Below are 20,020 nucleotides of genomic sequence, written 5' to 3' on the forward strand. Positions count from 1 at the left end.
CAAAGCTATCTAGCTTTTTGCAGCAAGCTTTCGAACCAGTTCCAGTGCCTTCTGTACCCTACTTTTTCGTGTTTCGGGCCGCTTTACCTCCAGCAACGATACCACCATCTCTTTTTTATGCGTGAACGCTAGTTTATCGAAAATGCTCAGGAGATTTTGCTCCTCCAGCGCTTCGCGTAAGTCTGCCGGGGGCGTAACAGTCCGGGCTTGCCTATCTATGCCTTCGTATGTGGCCCCAAACTTAGATGGCACTTTCCTTTCGGATTGATGCCTAAAACGCACTGACGACCACGTATTATCTATTGAAATCTGCCTGACAGCCTCGTACCCAAAATCCGATAAGATACGCCAGCCCTCGTCACGTGTCAAATCAGTTTTTATGCCCGATGTTTTTTTAGGATAGGCGATCCAAAGTATGCCTTCCGGCTGAAGCGCGGCGACTGCCTCTGGCACTAATTTTTCTAACGCTGCCTTCTCCTCCACAAACAACTGCACAGCAGCAGCTTTTTCCTGTAATGCTTCAAAGGTAGTAGCCACCGTAAACCCTTCTGCTGAGAGTGCATCTGTAAAAGCAGCAGGAGCCTGTGGTACCACTACCTGTTGCGCCTGCTTTAGCTGCAGCTTCTTACCCAATTCCTGTATCATATATGCTTGTAGTCAAAACATTTTCATTCTCTGCGCTCAAAAATAATTTAAATAAACGGAGGCAGATAAGGTGCATCAGCTTGTGCCGAAAAAAAATGTTGTCTGGTCAACAGTTTTACTAACAACTGTTAGAACTTTATTTAATCCGCTTGCGTTCAAATAAAAAGGTAATATCTGGTTTTGGCGCACAACAGCGGTTTAAACTTTGTATCAGCACTTTAAAAATAGTTTTTAAGAAAAAAATATGTTGCTGGTCATTAGATATACTTGCTAATTCAGGAAAAATAAATAACTTACAGCATATAGATTTATTTCATGCGGGATGTATTCGATTTCCATTTTAATAACTAATGTTAGTTAATTTAAAAAGAACAAGATGTTTTTCTTCATCCACTCAGACAATAAATACATGCAGCCAACTAACTAATTTGTAACTCTTAACCCTACGGCCATGAACACCACATCTAACAAATCAGACCTATCTATAATTGCAGCACTTTTTATGCTCCTGCTGGTTTATTGCTCTGTTTGCTTAAAACCAGCCGACACAAAGGTAGAGGCTGAAAGTGGGGCCCCTGTGGTAGTAACAGAAAGTAACATAACCACCGCTGCCATACTTAAATAAAGAAGCATACATTTTATAACGCTCTTCCATTGTCTGCTTTATATAGGGCAATGGAAGAGCGTTTTTTGTTTATGGTGAAGTTACTGCCGCATTAGCCTGATTAACCTTGAAGCCGCCGAAATTTGATCTTTGGGCCACCTCCAAGCCAGTATTTTCGTAGCTTTGTGTATGATCTTATACAACATTACCGTTAACGTTGAAAACAGTGTGGCCGAAGAATGGCTGGACTGGATGATAAATGTGCACATTCCTGAAATGATGGCAACAGGATATTTTCTGCGTAACCAGGTTAGCAGGTTGCTGAACGAAGTGGAGAATGGTGGCGTTACCTATGCCGTTCAGTTCTTTTGCCGCAACCTCGACGACCTGCAGGAATACCAACGCGACCATGCGCCGGAGCTACAAGAGAAACATACTAACCGCTATGGCGAAAAAGCCCTTTCGTTTCGCTCGCTATTGGAGGTTATAGGTACTGACGTAGAGCGCAAAGGCTAACATAGCTTCTGGCTCTGCTTTTGTGCCACTTCAATTATTCTAATGAAATCGGCCTCTCAGAGGCTTTTTGAAGATACAAGGCACAAGGTACAATACGTTGCTGCGCCCAACACTTACAGGAGCTGCGCAGGCTGACAGGTCTTGGTCTTTTCTGCTTATAGTCAGATTTGCCACTTAACAACTTAGCCGTTTAGTTTCCTGGCAACGGACCAAATTGTTCTAATGAAAGTAGCCTTCCGGAGGTATTTTGGGCATCAAGGAGGCTAGGCTCAGGCTGTATACTGCTGAATCTGCTCTTCTGTCATGCGGCAGTTAATCCACTCGCTATCCAGGGTGGCTCCTATTTGTTTGTAGAAGGCAATGGCAGGTTCGTTCCACTCCAGCACCTGCCAGGCAAAGCGTTTTGCGTTAGTGTCCTTTGCTTCCTGAGCAACTGCGTCAAATAACTTTTTCCCGACACCATTGCGCCGTTCCTTTTCTGTCACGATCAAGTCTTCAAGATAAAGTGTTTTGCCTTTCCAGGTGGAGTAGGCAATGTAGTAAAGGGCCATGCCAATAATCTGATCGCCTTTTTCTGCTACAAAAAAGCTGAAGATATGATTTTCTCCAAAACCGTCACGCTCCATGTCTTCTAAGGTATTGGTTACCTCCTGTGGCGCGCGCTCAAATAAGGCAAGTTCTTTAATCAGGCTGTGTGCCTGTGGCAAATCTTCTAAAATTCCTTTTCTTACTGTTACAGACATCATATTCTAATCAATTTAATTTAGTTGGCTCATACTTCCAGTTGCTTTTGGCCTGCACCAGTTCTTTGCCAGTAAGCTGGTTATAGAGCCTGTGCAAATAAGTATTAGATTCGAAGGCAGGCGATGCGGCGGCTACAACAGTATCGTTCAGCGTACTTTCAGCTCTGAAAATAATGTCGAGTTCACGTAAATATGCCTGCTCCAGCAGCTCCACAGGGAGCGAGGCAAGTGCCCATCGCAAATACCAGGTATTGTTCACGTGCCGGTTCAGGTCGGTGTGGTGCCAGCGCACGGTGGTATGCTGCTCATAAGCCACCTCTGCCAGCACCGGAAGTTTGCCTTTTGCAAACGGCAAAGAGGCACGGCCAGGAGCTACAGCTACTGCCGTTATAAAGTCGGGTACCGCTACCATTTGCCGCTTCGCCACGTCCATTACCAGCCACACACTCGTTGCCTGCCCCAGCAGTTCCCGCTCCTGGCTGTATAGTCTAAAGTCGCGGTGCAGAAACACTTTTTCCTGGCCCGATGCCCAGGTTTCTACTGTCAGTTCTTCGCGGTGTTTGGGGTAACGAAACATCTCTACCCGCATGCGTTGCAGTACCCACGTAAGCCCTTTTTCTAACAGGTCGTATATAGAGATGCCTAGCGTAGCGGTATTATCCCAGGCAGCTTCCTGCATGTACGTTAACAGCGAAGGCAGCGTAGCAAGCCCTCTAGCATCTATTTCGCTGGAGCGCACTATAAACTGGCTCCTGCCGCCTTGCCATCCTATTTTTTTCATCATATGCACCGGTTTCTGAATAGAAATTTAATGTACGCCATTGCAACGCTTCCAGTTAATCCGGCATCTTCAGAATACCAGCTTCTCTTGCACCTATGAAAAAAGCCTTTCCACTCACAGTTTTTGCACTGGCTGCTGCCACTAGCATTGGTATTTGCCAAATTATCGGTTTCAGTCCGGCGCAAAGTTACCAGGTTTCAGAGCCTTTCCGAAACCTGGTAGTAAAAGATGTCGACAACGATGGCAGCCCGGACATAGTGGGGAACGGCAATATTAATACTGTTTCGTCACGCATTTTCGGTGTGCTTAGGAACCTAGGGCAGGGCGCTTTTGAGCAGGAACAGCTATTTAACTCGCTTGAAGGAGATAAAATACAGGATGTAGGTGATTTTGATGGGGATGGTTACCCCGATGTGCTCTGCTCTACCTACTGGGGCAATGGCGTTGCCCTCTACTTTGGCAACCCGCAAGGAGGCTACGAAAACCGATTGTTTGCCCCTACTGCAGTACACGGTCAGGTTGCTGCTTTTGCTGATCTTAACAACGATGGCCTGCAGGACCTGCTCAACATAACCACTGGCTCAGGGCAACCAAACAGGCTACACATTTTATATGGTAACCAACAAAGAAGCCTGCAGCAGAAAACAAGCTATGAAACAAACACCGCTTCTGCTCGTTACCTGTTGTCGCTCGACCTGAACCAAGATGGTAGGTTAGATATAGCAGCACCTGTTTCAGCAAATTACTTTCTGGTGTTTATGCAGCAGCCGGACGGCTCCTTTACCCACCACACCGTTGAATTGTATAGTGTTATGTTCGAAAGAGGAATCAGTTTCTGGGATTACAACAACGATAAGTATCCTGATCTGGTAACAGCTCATTTTGAGCATGATAGCATAACTGTGCGCTTAAACAACGGCAATGGGCATTTTGCAGCAAAACCTGCGCTAACGCTCCAGGTGCCGCACCCGGTGCAGCCAATCATTGCAGACCTTGACAACGATAACCAACTCGATATACTATTTGCTTCTTCTGCAGATGGTGCCTGGGGAAATGAGCTGTATGTTGTCCGGAACAATGGCAATGGCAGTTATAGCAACCCAGTGCTTGTAGCAACAACTGAGCAGCTGGCTATTTACCAGTTAGCAGATCTAAACCAGGATGGTTACCTGGATCTGGTACTGTCGCAGGCGCAGGAACCTCAGGTGCATGTATTCCTAAATAAGGCAACTCCCACGCACGTACCTGCACCTGCTGATAACACATTCTTGCGCCTTTCGGCTACTGCTGCCAATAAGGTAGTTCTTACGCCTGACCAGGAGCTAAAGAACCTGCAGCTCCTGGTACTCGACTTGCAGGGTAAGGTAATTTTCAAAAGCTCCTATGCACATGTGGCTGCTCCTATAGAGATAGCATGGCCCTATTCCAGTGGTATCTACATTGTAAAAGCCTCTACGGCCACAGAGCAAAACACTATCCGGTTTTTTCTACCCTGATTGATGTAAAAAAGCCGCGCCACCTGTTGAAGGTAGCACGGCTTTCGATAAAATAAATCCAATAACAGTTATTAGTTTGGATAAGGATTTACACCCATGTTCTGGTATACAAATGACCAAGTATCGGCAGCTTCTTGTATAACCAGAGCAGTAGGTTTACCGGCTCCGTGGCCAGCACGTACATCTACTCTAATTAAGTAAGGGTTACCTGGTGCACCTTTGGCCTGAAGCTCCGAAATAAATTTAAAGGAGTGTGCTGGCACTACGCGGTCGTCGTGGTCGGCGGTTTTAACGAGCGTAGCCGGGTATTTTACGCCTTCTTTAATGTTGTGGAGAGGTGAGAACGTAAACAGGTTTTTAAACTGCGCCTCATTGTCTGATGAGCCGTATTCCGGTACCCAGGCCCACCCGATAGTAAACTTGTGGAAACGTAGCATATCCATAACACCTACAGCTGGCAAGGCTACTTTGGCCAGTTCGGGGCGCTGTGTCATAAAGGCACCCACCAGCAAACCACCGTTAGAGCCACCTGCCACTGCTAGTTTTTCGCTGCTGGTGTAGCCTTCTTTAATCAGGTATTCGGCAGCACCAATAAAATCGTCGAACACGTTTTGTTTGTTCGGAGTCATGCCGGCTTTGTGCCAGGCCTCACCGTACTCGCCACCACCACGCAAGTTTGGCAGTGCATACACGCCCCCGTTCTCCAGCCACAGCATGTTCGAGATGCTGAAGCTCGGCGTAAGCGAAATGTTAAAGCCGCCATAGGCATACAGGTAAGTCGGGTTATTGCCATCCAGCTTCAGGCCTTTTTTATGCACAATAAACATGGGCACTTTGGTACCGTCTTTCGAGGTGTAGAATATCTGCTTGGTTTCGTAACCGTCGGTATTAATGTCTACATCCGATTTACGGAACAGGCTCGCCTTGTTGCTGGCAATGTCGTAGCGGTAAATGGTGGTGGGGTAGGTAAAGGAAGTGAAGGTGAAGAATACCTCTTTGTCGTTGCGCTCGCCATTAAAGCCTGCTACCGTGCCGATAGCCGGAAGTTCCACGTTGTTCAGGCGTTTGCCATTTGTATCGAATACCACAACTTCGCTGGCGGCATCTTTCATATAAGAGGCAATCAGGCGGCCACCTACAAACGATACGCTATTCATCACATTATCAGTTTCGGGAACCAGCACTTTCCAGTTAGACTCCTGCGGTTTTTTAGGGTCGAGCAGCACGAGGCGGTAGCGTGGGGCATTTTTGTTGGTGCGCACCAGCAGCTTATCGCCAATGTTATCTATAACATCGTACTCCGACTCAAAATTATCGATTATTGGTTTGATGGTGGATTTAGGATCGGTGAGGTCGCGGTAGTAAAGAGCATTGGCTCCGCTGGCTCCTTCCGAAGCACTTAGTACCAAAAAACGTTCGTCTTCGGTGGTGCCGCCATAAAAGTTACGGAGTGCGTGCTGCTTGTCTTCATACACTAACTTGTCCTGGCTCTGTGGGGTACCTACTTTGTGGTAATACACTTTATGGTACTCGTTTTTGTTGGCCAGTTTGTTGCCTTCGTTAGGGGCATCGTAGCGGCTGTAGAAGAAACCGTCTTTGTACCAGCTTGGTCCGGAGAACTTTACCCACTCCACCTCATCGTCGAGTTTTTTGCCGGTAGCAGCTTCCATAACGTAATACGTGTTCCAGTCGGAGCCTCCGCTGGCAGTGCCATAGGCCACATACTTGGCATCTTTAGAGAAAGCCAGTGCCGTTAGCGCCACCGTGCCATCTGTCGAGAACTTGTTTGGGTCCAGGAAAACGGTTGGCTCACTCTCCAGAGTGTTTTGCACATACAGCACGCTCTGGTTCTGCAGTCCGTCGTTTTTATAGAAATAGTATTTGCCGCCTTTTTTAAAAGGAGCACCGTATTTCGGGTGGTTCCAGATTTGGGTGAGGCGGTCTTTGATCTTGTTGCGGAACGGAATACTGCCTAAGTAACCCTGTGTTACCTTGTTTTGAGCAGCAATCCACTGGTCCAGCTCCTCATCGTGGGTTTCCTGCCAGCGGTACGGGTCGCCTACGGTAGTACCAAAGTAATCGTCGGTGTGGTCTACTTTTTTAGTTTCGGGATATTTTAAAGTGCCGGCAGTTGGTGCTGCGGCCATAGTTGCAGTGGTTTCTTCTTTCATGCCAGTGGCAGTGCTTTCTGTTTGGGATGGCTTGCAGGCCGAAAAAGCAGCGATGCTCCCGGCCAGCAAAAGTAAGGATGGTCTTTTCACGATAGATAGTAGATGTTAGGCTTTCTAAGTTAAGAGTTATGAGCTTAGAGTTAAAAAGAACTCCTCATCCATTCTCTCAGTCATTCAAAATTAATAAATTAGCACATCAGCACACTAACTCATTAACACATTAATTAGCTACTGCCCAAAGTTAATTTCGGTGCTATCGCCTATGTTAAGGCTGTGGCTGAGGCCTTTAAAGGAGGCATCGCTGCCAATAATCGAATCGCGCATTACGGCGTATTGTAACTCGCTGAAGGAGCCGATAATGGAGTTGCTCAGGATGGAGGAGGTAACAATGGTGTTATCGCCGATGGCCACATAGGGCCCGATAATAGAATTGGCTACCTGGCAGTTTTCCCCGATGCTCACCGGCGGAATAATAATAGTGTTAGGGAATTGGCTGTAGTCTCTTTTGCGGAACTCAGGCCGGCTCAGTAACGTGGCATTTGCTTCGAGCAGCGTTTCTTTGCGGCCACAGTCGAACCAGTTGTCTACGCTCCAGGTGGTCATTTTCTCGCCGTTCCGGATCATGTGCATGAGCGCGTCGGTGAGGTGGTATTCGTTTTGGGTGCGAATATCGGCTTTCATGATGTACTCCAGCGACTCGACCAACTTCTCTGGGTGCATAATTTTATAAAGCCCCACCAGCGCAAAGTTCGACTTCGGAATCATGGGCTTTTCGACCAGCTTCGTTATAAACTCATCGGAGCCTACTTCTGTAACGCCAAAAAGCGATGGCTTTGCCACCTTCTTCACACCCAGTACCGAGTGCGGCGCATTTATCACTGCCTCAAAGTCTACATCAACAATGGCATCGCCGAGCATAATCAAAATGCTGCTTTCGGTGCGGTAAGTGTCGCGGGCTACCCACAAGGCATGGCCAAGGCCTTCGCGTGGCTCCTGCACTACAAACTCGCTCTTAAGCTGGGGGTACTTGTTGCGCACATAGTTTTCTATTTTTTCGCCCATGTACCCAATAATAAAGACAAAGTCTTGGATACCAGCCTCCAGCAGCCGCTCAATAATATGCCCCAATATCGTGTTGTCTGCCACCGGCACCAACGATTTAGGCTGTGTATGTGTGTGCGGACGAAGCCTTGAACCAACTCCGGCTACGGGTATAACTACTTTCATAAATCGCAATTTGAGGCAATATATCAAATTCCAGACGCAATCTATAACACCAACAGCTGCTAATCCAGGTTATTGCTGTGATTTTTGCATCATATCCACCTTTTCTGATGAAAACTTGGCAGTTGTTGGATGCTTACGTTGAAAAGTCGGCAGTGGCAGTAGATTTTGCGAAAAGTTTATGTTAGCAATTCACGTTTTTTTCTCCGGCTGCCGCAATTCCTCCGCTGTTCTTTAAGCCGGCGCCTTTCTGCTTTCGGCCAGAAACACCATGAGCCTTAGGCTTATAGAAGGCAAATAACCTCCGGAAGGACCTTTTTATTAGAATAATTGAAGAAGCTTAGAGGCGAGTGAACAAAGGAAGCAGGAGGGAGGTAGCAAAACAAAATATACAATTTTTAGTATGTTTTACGTTTATCTAAACGATGATTTAATAAATTCGTAGTCATATCGCGCCCTGTAGTACATACACGCGAAGAACTAAATTATAACAGCTACTTATGAAAAAACTATTTTTTTACCTGATTGGGTTTGTAATTCTAGCCTCGCAGTCGTCTTGTGGGTACAACACGATGGTGCAGAAGGATGAGGCGGTTCAGGGCCAGTGGGCCAACGTAGAAAACTCGTATCAGCGGCGTGCCGACCTTATCCCGAACCTTGTGAATACCGTAAAAGGGGCTGCCAACTTTGAGAAAGAAACCCTGGAAGCCGTTATAAATGCCCGCTCCAGAGCCACTAGCATCCAAATCAGCAGCGAAGACCTGACACCAGAGAACATTGAGCGTTTTCAGCAGGCGCAGAACCAACTGAGTGGAGCTCTGTCGAGGTTACTGGCTACAGCAGAGGCATACCCGGAATTAAAAGCAAACAATAACTTTCTGGAGCTACAGGCCGAGCTATCGGGTACCGAGAATCGGATAAGCACCGAGCGACGTAAGTACAACGAGCTGGTGCAGGATTATAATACCACCGTGCGATCGTTCCCCAATAACCTGATGGCCGGAATTTATGGCTTTGAACGCAAAGGCCACTTCCAGGCAGACCCTGGCGCAGAACGCGCCCCAACGGTGGAGTTTTAATTTAAACTGTTAAATGGCTAAATTGTTAAATGGTTGTAGGAGCGACAGCAAATGTAAGAAGGCTTTTACTGTGCCTCCCGCTAACCAATAAGTAACAGTTTAGCCATTTAGCCATTAAACAACCAAAGACATGCCAAAAGATGTTATAACCGAGGCAGACGAGCAGCAGATTGTAGCGGCGATTGCAGAGGCCGAAAAAAATACCTCTGGCGAAATACGCGTGCACATAGAAAACAACTGCAAAGGCCCGGTGCTCGACCGGGCTACCGAAGTGTTTGCAGAGCTGCACATGCACGAGACTCAAGGGCGCAACGGGGTGCTGTTTTACGTGGCCCTGCTCGACCACCAGTTTGCCATTCTGGGCGATGCCGGCATCAATGCCATTGTGCCAGAACATTTCTGGGAAGACGTAACGGCAAAAGTTATTTCACATTTCAAAGAGAAACGGTATGCCCAGGGCTTGTCTGAGGGCATATTGATGGCTGGCGAGCAACTGAAGGCGCACTTTCCTTACAACCAGAAAGGGGATCTCAACGAACTCAAAGACGATATCTCTTTCGGAGAATAAACACTATGAAGCACCTACTTTTTGCGATATACTTTTGTTTGGCCACCGTACTGGCTTTTGCCCAGAACAGCGATTTTCCGCCGCGCCCTAACCCGCCACGGCTTGTAAACGACCTGGCCAACATGTTAAGCGCAGAAGAGGAGGCAGCCCTGGAGCGGAAACTGGTAAATTACAACGACACCACTTCTACCCAAATTGCCATTGTAACCCTTACCTCCATTGGCGGCTATGCCATAGACGATTACGCCGCACGGCTAGGGGAGCAATGGGGAATCGGCAGCAAAGCCAACGACAACGGCTTGCTTATATTAATTGCGAAAAATGAGCGCCGGGTAGCCATAGCTACCGGCTATGGCGTAGAGCACTTTATAACCGATGGCATTGCCAAGCGCATTACAGAAAACGTTCTGAAGCCAAATTTCCAGCAGAACAACTACTACAAAGGACTCGATGAAGCCACGAGCCGCATCTTCAGCCTGGCCAGCGGCGAGTACCAGGCAGACCCACAGCAACAAGGTGGCGACAACGAAGGTGGCCCTTCTATTTTCTTCATCATTATTATCGTTATGCTGATCGTGTTCTTTATTTCCAGAAGAGGCGGCGGCGGTGGCAGAGGAGGCCGCAGAGGCGCTCGTACCTTAGGCGGTGGCCCCATTTTTATTCCGGGTGGCTTTGGCGGTGGCGGCGGCTTCGGTGGTGGTTTTGGAGGAGGTGGTGGCGGCGGCTTCGGCGGCTTTGGTGGCGGCTCCTTTGGAGGCGGCGGGGCCAGCAGCAGTTGGTAAGACCCTTGGCCTTCCGGAGCTTTATAAGGCTCCGAAAGGCCTTTTTCATTAGAGTAATTTGATTAATATGGAATTTTTGATTGAGCGAATGAAATTCGTTGCTATCTAGTTTATCTGTGACCCCTTTGTATCTTGATTCGCGCAAAACGTCCTGTCTCTTACATTTCTTACACAACCTTCTCCTGTCTATTCCGGTAACAGAAACGAGTTAAACACCTGAAAAGCTGCACCGCCTATGCTAACCGGACGCGTAAACGCACCTGAACTAAACACCCACTTTGGCTGGCTCAACACCGACACAAATTGGTCGATCAGAGATTTCAGGGGCAAGATAGTACTGCTCGACTTTTGGACCTTTGGCTGCATTAACTGCCAGCACATTGTTCCAGACTTGCGGCGCCTGGAGCAGGAATTTGCCGATGTACTGGTGGTAATTGGCGTACACTCCGCTAAATTCGACGCCGAAAAAAGCAACGAAACTATTTTGCAGGCCATCCGGAAGTTTGGAGTGGAGCACCCCGTGGTAAACGATGCTGATTATTACCTCTGGAACCAGTACGGCATAAGAGCTTGGCCTACCGTGGTGCTCATAGACCCAAATGGCAAAGTAATTGGGCAGCATGCCGGGGAGGGCGTGTACGAAAAGGTACAGCCTTATATTCAGAAAATGAAGGAAGAGTTTGCCGAAGATTTAAATAAAGTGCCCTTCGGTTTCCACGGGGAACATAGCCAGAGCACGGCTGCCTTGGCCTTCCCTTCCAAGCTCATCAGCGATGAGGACGGCAATATATACCTATCCGACAGCGGCAACAACTGCATCCTGAAACTAAATCAGCAGGGGCAGGTGCTGGAGACAATCGGAAGCAGCGAAGCAGGCTTTCAAAACGGTGATTTTGCCTCTGCTACTTTTCAGGAACCACACGGGCTAGCCTTGCATGGCCAAACCCTCTACATAGCCGATACTAAAAATAATGCCATCCGGAAAGCAGATTTGCAGCAGAAGCAAGTTAGCACGGTAGCAGGCACCGGCGAGCTTGGTTATTATTTCTTTGAAGACCAAGTCGGAGTGCCTGTAAATCCCAACAGCCCCTGGGACCTGCTGCTTGTTGGCAACAACCTGTTTATTGCCAATGCCGGCAATCATCAGATTTTACGTATGGATCTGGCCACCGAAAAAGTATACCGCTTTGCCGGCAGCGGCCGCGAAGCCCTGACCGATGGTTTGCTTCTGGAGGCTGCCTTTAACCAACCAAGCGGCTTGGCCATATACGGCGAGGTGCTATACATTGCCGATGCGGAGGCCAGTGCCATTCGTACGCTGCATCTGAAATCAGGAATGGTACTTACGCTGGTGGGCAGAGGACTTTTCGATTTTGGCGACGTTGATGGCACTGTAGATGATGCCTTGCTGCAGCATTGTGTAGGAGTGGAGGTAATAGACAGCAACATTTACATTGCAGATACCTACAATGGTAAAGTTAAAGTACTCGACCTGGAGCGGAACCGGGTAAGCACTTTAGCCGATGGTTTTTCGGAGCCAAACGATATTATGTTCTTGGCTGGTAAACTCTGGGTAACCAGCACCAATAGCCACCAACTGTTTAAAGTAGACCTGCACTCCGGCGAGAAAGAAGAAGTGTTGGTGCAGCTATGAATCTTTTTAAGCGGAGGAGCTAATATACTTTATTAGTTAAGACAGGAACAGCCTGCCTATAGCAACCAAACCTCAGTCAGCTCCCTGCATTAGCCATTTCTCTGTAAGCGACACTCTCAGCCTACCAAAATATTTCAGGCTTCCCTGAAATATCGGACTCTGTAGCAGCGTGTAGAAAAATGTAACCACAAACACAGGTCCTCCCAAAAAATAGCTGATGACCAGCACCACTAGTTCCACAGCCATGCGGGCACGACTTACCGATAGCTTTGTCATTTCGGCAACGGTAAGCATAAACCCATCTTTAGGGCCGGCTCCCACACCACCCGATACATATAAACCACCTCCTGCGCCAGCCAGCAAAATAGCACAAGCCAGATTAATATAGTCTATAGGGGTTTCTGTCGCATTCGGAAGAAAATCAAGCCAGAGAAAAAAATCCATCATGGGGCCTATGAGCAGGGCATTCAGAAAAGTGCCGATGTTTACGTAGGTCCGTTTTACAAACAGCGCCACCACCAGCAACAGCAACCCTGTAATGGTGCTCCATGCGCCAATGGTGAGGCCAAGCTTCTGAAAAAGCGCCACGTTAAGTGCCTCCCAGGGGTTCAGGCCCAGGTATTTCACCTTTACCGCCACTGCATTTCCGAGGGCGATCAAAATCAGCCCTGAAAAGAAAAAAATATATTGTACGACCTTCTCCCGCATACTGCTGTACCTGCACACCAGGCATTATAAAATTGGGCGCAAGTTCCGCAATTTAACTGAGATTGAGAAGGTGCAACTAAAATGCAACAGCCATCAGAATGGCAGAGGCACGCGCTCCAGGCAATTCTGATGGCTGTTGCCACAATTTACCACCTATTTCTGCATTTTCTTTTTCTTGGCGGCTTCTTCTTTATCTTCTTTTCGCCTTAATCTGAACCAGCGATAACCGTAAGGGTTTAATTCTACCTCACCTTGTTTCGGAGTAGGATAGGTGCTGTCGCTAAAAATCTCTATAAGGCTCTCGTGGTCTTCCTTCAGCAAGGGCAGGTTAACTTCGCAGGCTTCCTGACCTAAGTTATGCACCACCACAATCTCAAAACTAAGTTTGTAGGCACAAGCCAGCACAGCTTTATGCTCTACTGGCAGTATCTCCAATTCTCCGTTACCAAGCTCCAGGTACTGCCGCCGCAGCCGGATCAGGCGCTCCATCCAGTTAAGCAACGAGTCTGGTTTGCACTGTTGCTGTATCACATTCAGTCGCTTATAAGAGTAGTCGCCCTGGGCTAAGGCTGGTCTGGATAGTTTGGATGGCGGAGCTTCCGAAAAGCCACCATTCCGCTCTGGCGACCATTGCATGGCGGTGCGTACGCTGTTCCGGCCCGGCAGCGAAATATCGTCGCCCATACCTATCTCGGCCCCATATTGTATAACGGGCGTGCCAGGCGAGCTGAACAGCAGGCTGTAGGCCAGCTCCAGGCGGCGCTGGTCGCCGTTAAGCATAGGAGCGAGCCGGCGTTTGATGCCACGGCCAAAAATGAGCATGTCTTCATCAGGAGCAAATTTTTCGAATACGGCTTTTTGTTCCTTCTCCTGCAGGTCTTCGAGGTTTAGCTCGTCGTGGTGCCGCAAAAAGTTGAGCCAGGCCGACGAGATATCTTTCTTCGGAAGAATAGAAATTCCCTTTCGGATAGGTTCTGCCTCTTCTGTGGCCAAAGCCAGAAAAGTATACTGGTTCAGCAGGAAATTGAACATCATGTGCATCCGCTCTTTTCCTTTAAAGAACTTGCCTACTACTTTGGGTGGCCCGGAGGCTTCGGCAAGTAAAATAGCATCGCGGCTGTGCGAAGTTATAAACTCACGCATGTCTTCTATCAGGTCGTGGAACTCGCCCTGGTCTTTTGGATCGTCGTTCTCCACCAGAATATGGGCGGCATCTACCCTAAAGCCGGAAACTCCCAGTGCCAGCCAGAAACCCATGATCTGATGGATCTCTTTTCGCACAGCTGTGTTTGCAAGGTTCAGGTCGGGCTGGTGGTTGTAGAAGCGGTGCAGAAAATATTCTTTTGCCACTTCGTCGTATTCCCAAATGCTGTTGTCTTCGCCTTTAAAAGCCGGCTCGTACTCCGGGTTTTTGGGTTCTTCTTTACTCCAGGTATAATACTCGCGGTAGGGCGAGTTCTTATCTTTCCGGGCCTCCAGGAACCAGGGGTGCTGGTTAGAGGTGTGGTTTATAACTAGGTCTATAATTACCCGGATGCCCCTTTCTTTGGCCGCCTGAATAAAGCTGGCAAAATCTCCGAGGTTGCCCAGGCGGCTGTCTACACTATAATAATCGGTAATATCGTAGCCATTGTCGCGGTTGGGAGATGGGTAAAAGGGCAGCAGCCAGATGNAAGCTGGCAAAATCTCCGAGGTTGCCCAGGCGGCTGTCTACACTATAATAATCGGTAATATCGTAGCCATTGTCGCGGTTGGGAGATGGGTAAAAGGGCAGCAGCCAGATGCAGTTAATACCTAATGTGGCCAGGTAATCCATGCGGCTAATCAGGCCTCTGAAGTCGCCTATGCCATCGTTGTTAGAATCCTGAAAGGTTTCTACATCCAAGGTGTACAACACTGCATTTTTATACCAGAAGTCTTTTTCTATCATGTCTTATTTTGAGGTCAGGGTTCTGTGGTTTGTTTATTTTTTGGGCTTTCGCAAGACGCGCCCAGATGAAAGTGCAACAAGAGTAAGCTAAATTATTCTAATGAAACTGGCCTTCCAGAGCTTTTTTAGAGACTTTATGTCCAAGGCTTTTTGCTAAACTGCAGCTTCTGGAAGGGCTTTCATAGTTTCTAAATCGGTGCAGCTACACTTGGCGCAGCCGCACCAATTATTCTAATAAAAAAGCCCTTCCGGAGCTTAAAATCTATTTTAGTGCTCTGGGTTATTTCTGCACTTGTGGCAGCACCTGCTCGGCAAACACTTCTATAAACCGCTCCTGCTCCAGGTTTACGTTGTGCAGCACCAGGGTTGTAAAGCCCAGGTCGATGTATTGCTGCAGCCACTCGGCATATTGTTGCGGTTCGGTAGAAATGAGTACATGCTCTTTCATGATCTCCTTTTGCACCAGCTGGGCAGCCTCCTGTAATTGTTTAGCGGTGCGAAGCTCTGTAAGCACGCTACTTGAGAATATATTGGAGCGCCACTGCTCGTAAGCTCCATCTATGGCTTCTTCTTCGGTTTTGGCAAAAGAGACTTCTACTTTCAGAAACATCGGTTTGCCCTCGCCGCCACCTTCTTTAAAGGCATCTACCATTTTCTGAAGTTCTTTAGGTGGTCGCGCTGTGGTAATAAGCCCATCGGCCCAGCCACCTACCCATTTGGCAGTTGGTGGTGTTATGGCAGCACCTATAATAGGCGGAGGGGTAGCGGGACGCGTGAACAAGATGGCGTCTTCTACAGTCACCAGGCCGTGGTGCGTTACGTTTTCGCCGGCCCAAAGCGCTCTTATAATGTCTACGCATTCTTTCAGGCGGCTATTACGATCCTGCTTTACGGGCCATACTGTGCCGGTAATGTGCTCGTTTAGGTACTGCCCCGTGCCCAGCGCTACCCAGAACCGCTCCGGAAACATTTCTGCCAGGGTAGCGGCGGCCTGCGCAATGATAGCCGGATGATAGCGTTGCCCAGGGGCATTTACAATACCAAAGTCTAGCGAAGTAGCCTGCATGGCGGCTCCAAGCCACGACCAGGCAAAGCCACTCTCCCCTTGGTCGTGGCTCCAGGGATGAAAGTGATCAGACGAGTTACAGGCCTTAAAACCAGCCTGTTCCGCCATTTTAACATATTTAAGCAACTCGCTTGGCTTAAACTGCTCATGCGATGCCTGATAGCCTATTCTTACCATTTTTTTCGTTTTCTAAATGTTAACTCTTGCTACTTGGTATGTCCTATTCTGAACCAGCGGTAACCATAGGGCCCTAACTCTAATATTTTGTCGTTAGCATCGGGGCGGCTGTAAGACTGGTCGCTAAGGTATTCTGTTACTTCTTCTGCTTCGTTTAGAGGCGATGGCACTGTAAAGGAGCAGGGCGTATCGCTTAGGTTGTGAAAAAAGACTGTAGTGGAGTGCAAGATGCAGCTGTGTACCAGCACCGATTTATGCCCTACCTCAATTATCTCCCACCTGCCCCGGCCAATTTCGTGGCATTGCCTGCGTATCCGGATCAGGCGTTCTATCCAGTTCAGGAGCGAGAAGCTGTCGTTCTGCTGGTCCCGCACCGATACCTCTTCGAAGCCATAAGGACCGCCGCTAATAACGGGCCGCACCAGCTTATCGGCAGGGGCAGTAGAAAAGCCTCCATTTTTCTGAACAGAAGACCATTGCATGGGGGTACGTACACTAATACGCCCAGGTAACGACAAATCGTCGCCCATACCTATTTCGGCTCCATACTGGATGAGTGGAGTGCCTGGCAAACTGAACATGAGGCTATAACAGAGTTCAAGCTGCTGCCTGTTGTTGCCCAGCATAGGAGCCAGCCTGCGGCGGATGCCATGCCCGAAGATTTGCATGTTTTCTTCCGGGGCAAAGGCAGCAAAGGTTTCTTCTATCTCATTTTGTTTTAAGTCTACCAGCGTGAGCTCATCGTGGTGCCGCAAAAAGTTAAGCCAGGTGCAGGCTTCCGGCTTGTCTGGCAGTAAGCCAAAGCCTTTTTTCAACGGCTCGGCCTCCTGTATGGCCATGGCATGGAACAGGTGCTGGTTCATCAGGAAATTAAACGCCATGTGCATGCGCGTTTCTTCTTTAAAGAAGTTGCCGATCATTTCTGGCGGTCCGGTAGCCTCTGCCAGTAAAATGGCATCGGTACTATGGGTGTTAATGTAGGAGCGCATGTCTTCGAGCAGTTTGTAAAAGTGCTCTGCTGACTCGTTGTTGTCGTCCTGCACCAGAATATGGGCGGCATCTACCCTGAAACCAGCTACTCCCAGCGCCAGCCAGAATCCCATTATGTTAAATATTTCTTTGTGCACCTCCGGATTAGTGATTTCCAAGTCGGGCTGATGGCTGTAGAAACGGTGCAGGTAGTATTCTTTAGCCTCTTCGTCGTAAGACCAGATGTCGTCTTCCTCGCCACCGAACATAGGCTCAGCATGCGAGTCTTCCGGTTTCTCTTTTCGCCAGATGTAGTATTTATAGTACTTGGAGTTTTTGTCTTTTCTTGCCTCCTGAAACCAGGGGTGCTCCCGCGAGGTGTGATTTACCACCAGATCGATGAGCACGCGCATACCCCGCTCTTTGGCTTCTCGCACAAAAGCCGTAAAATCGCCAAGGGAGCCCAGGCGCTTATCCACGTTATAGTAATCCATTACATCGTACCCATTGTCGAGGCCGGGGCTGGGGTAGAAAGGCAGCAGCCAGATGCAGGTTACACCTAGTGTGGCCAGATAATCTAAGCGGCTTATCAGACCTTGAAAGTCGCCAACACCATCGCCATCAGAGTCCTGAAAAGTTTCTACATCTAGTGCGTACCATACGCCTGCTTTATACCAATGGTCTTTTTCTAACATAGCTCTTTTCATATTAATTAATTACAGGATAAGCCAAGGTGCTTATTAAAGCGTTTTCTGCTTGCCGGGAGTCGAGGCGGGTGTGCTGCACTACTACCGGTACATCGGAGGTAATGGTGCTGGCATAATCGGTATCGCGAGGAATAGGCTCAGGGTCTTGCAGGTCGTTGAACCGGAGGTGCTTGGTGCGTTTTGCCGGCACCGTTACCTTATATGGGCCAACAGGCTCACGATCTTCGAAGTATATAAAAATCTCTATGTGCGCATCCTGCTCCGATGTATTCAAAATGCAGGCGGTTTCGTGGCTGGTAAAGGCAGGCTCGGGACCATTACCGTAAGACGGAATGTACCCTTCGGCAATGGCCCATACCTTATGGCCAATTTCTTTTTTCATAGGTGTGGTTTTAGCTGTTTAACGTTACTTTGTTCCTGCGCTACCGGAACTCGTATCGGGTTTACGATAATTTTAAGATGTATGGTTATATTCACCTCCTGATAAACTCCTTGCGTATTACTGCTACATTTAAATAAATGCCCTGCTGCTTAGCTGTTTTATTTAAAAAAAGTCAGGCGCAAAGGCAGCACAGGTACGATAGCAGCATAAATCAGAAACAAAACAGATATGCGTTTAGGTGAAAGAGACTTTACCAGGGAGCTGGAATTTCAGGCTTCCAGAAGCGGGGGCGCTGGTGGACAGCATGTAAATAAAGTAGCCAGCAAAGTAGAACTACGGTTTCATGTGGCTTCTTCGGCCTTGCTTACAGAAGAGGAAAAACACCTGGTGGAGCAGAAACTAGCCAACCGCATAACGGGCGACGGGTACCTGCAGGTGGTGTGCCAGGCAGAACGAAGCCAGTTACAGAACAAAGAAGATTGCATCCGCAAATTTTATGAGCTACTGCGCCAGGCCTTTACAAAGCAGAAACACCGAAAGGCCACCAAACCTACGCATGGCTCCGTAAAACAGCGCCTGGAAAGCAAGCGGAGGCAAAGTGAGAAAAAATCGGGCAGGGGCAGGTTCAGGGGCGATTCTGATTAAAATGCCTCTGGAAGGCCATTTTCATTAGAATAATTGGTTTAGCCCTGGTCTTTCAATTAGAAATAGTAAGTAATTGTACCAGTGTTTTTCAGTTTCAGGAAAGTGCTTTTGCTATGCAAGAATACAGGCATCGCAAGCTTAGCCCAGAAACTTTGCCTGTTGCATCTATAATAGTCGCCACATTAGGTAAGATATTTGCAGGGGCAGCAGTAGACTAAATGTAGCATGAAGAAAAGCTTTTGGATGGGCTGCCTGCTTATGGGTACAGCCTTTGTTAGTGAGGCGCAGGTATACCGTACTGCCGCCGGTGTTAGGTTAGATGGGGATCGGTTTGGGCTTTCAGTTCAGCAGCGGGTGTTTGAGAAATCGACTATAGAAGGCATTTTTGCAGTTGGCTCCCGCGATGTTAGCGCCACTGCCTTGTATGAGTGGCACCGCCCTATACTTGGCAGGCGGCTCAATTACTACTTGGGAGCTGGCGGCCACATTGGCAACTTAAAAGACAGAGGAGCCTTTACTGGCCTGGATGCGATATTAGGGCTGGAGTATAAAGTAAACGGCCTTCCTATTCTTATCTCTACAGATATAAAACCGGCTTTTCATATAAATCACGAAGACTGGGTAGCCCTATCAACAGGCATTTCGATCAGGTACGTCATTCTGGCGGAAAAAAAGAAAAAGAAAACCCTGTGGCCTTTTGGCAGAAAAGAGGAGGACACTAAAAACAAGAAAAAGAATAACCAGAAAGAGGAAGAAAAGCCGGGTGTGCTGGATATCTTTAAAAAGAAGGAACCTCCAAAACAGGAGGTAAAATCTGGCCCGTTTGATATCTTCAAGAAAAAAGAACCGCCAAAGGTAGAAGAGAAGCCAGGCCCCTTCGATATTTTCAAAAAAAAGGATAAGCAGTAAAACCAAAACTATTCTCAGCGCTGATGCCAGCAAGAGCTGCGGAACACAAATATAGCCTTGTGGCGAAAGTGTAACTCCGGCTTTGCAGGCATCAGCATTTTTTTGCTCTATGCTCTCTGGAAGGGTATTTTCATTAGAATAATTAACGTGAACTCGGGAATTAATTTGGTTTAAGACAGGCATTTGCGCAACAAAAAAGGCTAAGGATTAGGTAGAAATATTGTCCGATGTTTCACCTAACTCCTTAGCCTTATGCACTTTATC

The 20,020-nt window shown here is 48.0% G+C and carries 20 protein-coding genes; 9 read left to right on the forward strand and 11 right to left on the reverse strand.

Features of this window, described 5'->3' with window-relative positions:
- Window positions 1–9: 9 nt before the first annotated feature.
- On the reverse strand, window positions 10–645 hold the full coding sequence (locus tag ACMA1I_RS19105; RefSeq protein WP_337070053.1) for a YdeI/OmpD-associated family protein: 636 nt from the start codon (window positions 643–645) through the stop codon (window positions 10–12).
- Between the two features lie 451 nt (window positions 646–1,096).
- On the opposite strand from ACMA1I_RS19105, the gene ACMA1I_RS19110 reads away from it, so the two are divergent.
- Together ACMA1I_RS19110 and ACMA1I_RS19115 are read left to right on the forward strand one after the other, a co-directional pair.
- Window positions 1,097–1,270 (forward strand): hypothetical protein, encoded by a 174-nt coding sequence (locus tag ACMA1I_RS19110; protein WP_337070055.1) that lies wholly within the window; start codon window positions 1,097–1,099, stop codon window positions 1,268–1,270.
- A 168-nt stretch (window positions 1,271–1,438) separates the two neighbouring features.
- Window positions 1,439–1,765 (forward strand): DUF4286 family protein, encoded by a 327-nt coding sequence (locus ACMA1I_RS19115; protein ID WP_337070057.1) that lies wholly within the window; start codon window positions 1,439–1,441, stop codon window positions 1,763–1,765.
- 269 nt (window positions 1,766–2,034) lie between these two features.
- Here the strand turns inward: ACMA1I_RS19115 and ACMA1I_RS19120 are convergent, their stop codons facing one another.
- Window positions 2,035–2,508, reverse strand: coding sequence for a GNAT family N-acetyltransferase (locus tag ACMA1I_RS19120; protein WP_337070073.1), 474 nt, complete (start codon window positions 2,506–2,508; stop codon window positions 2,035–2,037).
- Window positions 2,509–2,518: 10 nt separating this feature from the next.
- Window positions 2,519–3,292 carry an acyl-[acyl-carrier-protein] thioesterase gene (locus ACMA1I_RS19125; RefSeq protein ID WP_337070058.1) on the reverse strand — a complete coding sequence of 258 codons (774 nt, stop codon included), beginning with the start codon at window positions 3,290–3,292 and terminating at the stop codon, window positions 2,519–2,521.
- 92 nt (window positions 3,293–3,384) lie between these two features.
- Here ACMA1I_RS19125 and ACMA1I_RS19130 point away from each other — a divergent pair, with 92 nt between their 5' ends.
- Complete coding sequence (locus tag ACMA1I_RS19130; RefSeq protein WP_337070060.1) at window positions 3,385–4,785, forward strand: VCBS repeat-containing protein; 1,401 nt, start codon at window positions 3,385–3,387, stop codon at window positions 4,783–4,785.
- 71 nt (window positions 4,786–4,856) lie between these two features.
- Here the strand turns inward: ACMA1I_RS19130 and ACMA1I_RS19135 are convergent, their stop codons facing one another.
- Together ACMA1I_RS19135 and ACMA1I_RS19140 are read right to left on the reverse strand one after the other, a co-directional pair.
- Window positions 4,857–6,956 (reverse strand): prolyl oligopeptidase family serine peptidase, encoded by a 2,100-nt coding sequence (locus ACMA1I_RS19135; RefSeq protein WP_414703943.1) that lies wholly within the window; start codon window positions 6,954–6,956, stop codon window positions 4,857–4,859.
- A gap of 228 nt (window positions 6,957–7,184) precedes the next feature.
- Window positions 7,185–8,183, reverse strand: a complete 999-nt coding sequence (locus ACMA1I_RS19140; protein WP_337070063.1) for a sugar phosphate nucleotidyltransferase — start codon at window positions 8,181–8,183, stop codon at window positions 7,185–7,187.
- Between the two features lie 497 nt (window positions 8,184–8,680).
- Between ACMA1I_RS19140 and ACMA1I_RS19145 the strand changes: the two genes are divergently transcribed.
- The 4 genes from ACMA1I_RS19145 (at window position 8,681) to ACMA1I_RS19160 (ending at window position 12,263) form a co-directional block, all read left to right on the forward strand.
- On the forward strand, window positions 8,681–9,259 hold the full coding sequence (locus ACMA1I_RS19145; RefSeq protein ID WP_337070064.1) for a LemA family protein: 579 nt from the start codon (window positions 8,681–8,683) through the stop codon (window positions 9,257–9,259).
- A gap of 130 nt (window positions 9,260–9,389) precedes the next feature.
- A complete protein-coding gene (locus tag ACMA1I_RS19150; protein ID WP_337070066.1) occupies window positions 9,390–9,827 on the forward strand; it encodes a TPM domain-containing protein in 438 nt (145 codons plus the stop codon).
- 5 nt (window positions 9,828–9,832) lie between these two features.
- Window positions 9,833–10,609 carry a TPM domain-containing protein gene (locus tag ACMA1I_RS19155; RefSeq protein WP_337070067.1) on the forward strand — a complete coding sequence of 259 codons (777 nt, stop codon included), beginning with the start codon at window positions 9,833–9,835 and terminating at the stop codon, window positions 10,607–10,609.
- Between the two features lie 235 nt (window positions 10,610–10,844).
- Window positions 10,845–12,263, forward strand: coding sequence for a thioredoxin-like domain-containing protein (locus ACMA1I_RS19160; RefSeq protein WP_337070069.1), 1,419 nt, complete (start codon window positions 10,845–10,847; stop codon window positions 12,261–12,263).
- Between the two features lie 72 nt (window positions 12,264–12,335).
- On the opposite strand, the gene ACMA1I_RS19165 is transcribed toward ACMA1I_RS19160, so the two are convergent.
- The 6 genes from ACMA1I_RS19165 to ACMA1I_RS19190 all read right to left on the reverse strand — a co-directional run bounded on the left by ACMA1I_RS19165 (window position 12,336) and on the right by ACMA1I_RS19190 (window position 18,202).
- Window positions 12,336–12,971 (reverse strand): hypothetical protein, encoded by a 636-nt coding sequence (locus ACMA1I_RS19165; protein ID WP_337070070.1) that lies wholly within the window; start codon window positions 12,969–12,971, stop codon window positions 12,336–12,338.
- Between the two features lie 153 nt (window positions 12,972–13,124).
- Window positions 13,125–14,654 carry an alpha-amylase family protein gene (locus tag ACMA1I_RS19170; protein ID WP_414703941.1) on the reverse strand — a complete coding sequence of 510 codons (1,530 nt, stop codon included), beginning with the start codon at window positions 14,652–14,654 and terminating at the stop codon, window positions 13,125–13,127.
- Window positions 14,575–14,901, reverse strand: coding sequence for an alpha-amylase family glycosyl hydrolase (locus tag ACMA1I_RS19175; protein WP_414703942.1), 327 nt, complete (start codon window positions 14,899–14,901; stop codon window positions 14,575–14,577). Before ACMA1I_RS19175 ends, ACMA1I_RS19170 begins: the two co-directional genes overlap by 80 nt.
- A 280-nt stretch (window positions 14,902–15,181) precedes the next feature.
- The gene (locus tag ACMA1I_RS19180) at window positions 15,182–16,144 is read right to left on the reverse strand and encodes a TIGR03885 family FMN-dependent LLM class oxidoreductase (RefSeq protein ID WP_337070076.1); all 963 of its coding nucleotides are present in this window, start codon (window positions 16,142–16,144) and stop codon (window positions 15,182–15,184) included.
- A 29-nt stretch (window positions 16,145–16,173) separates the two neighbouring features.
- Entirely contained in the window at window positions 16,174–17,820 is a 1,647-nt protein-coding gene (locus tag ACMA1I_RS19185) for an alpha-amylase family protein (protein ID WP_337070077.1), read from the reverse strand.
- A 1-nt stretch (window position 17,821) separates the two neighbouring features.
- Complete coding sequence (locus ACMA1I_RS19190) at window positions 17,822–18,202, reverse strand: sensory rhodopsin transducer (RefSeq protein WP_337070078.1); 381 nt, start codon at window positions 18,200–18,202, stop codon at window positions 17,822–17,824.
- Between the two features lie 228 nt (window positions 18,203–18,430).
- On the opposite strand from ACMA1I_RS19190, the gene arfB reads away from it, so the two are divergent.
- Window positions 18,431–18,847, forward strand: a complete 417-nt coding sequence (gene arfB, locus ACMA1I_RS19195) for an alternative ribosome rescue aminoacyl-tRNA hydrolase ArfB (protein WP_337070080.1) — start codon at window positions 18,431–18,433, stop codon at window positions 18,845–18,847.
- Window positions 18,848–19,072: 225 nt separating this feature from the next.
- A complete protein-coding gene (locus ACMA1I_RS19200; protein ID WP_337070081.1) occupies window positions 19,073–19,756 on the forward strand; it encodes a hypothetical protein in 684 nt (227 codons plus the stop codon).
- Window positions 19,757–20,020: the final 264 nt, after the last annotated feature.

Origin of the sequence: Pontibacter sp. 13R65, assembly GCF_047525655.1 — a bacterium.
GTDB lineage: Bacteria > Bacteroidota > Bacteroidia > Cytophagales > Hymenobacteraceae > Pontibacter.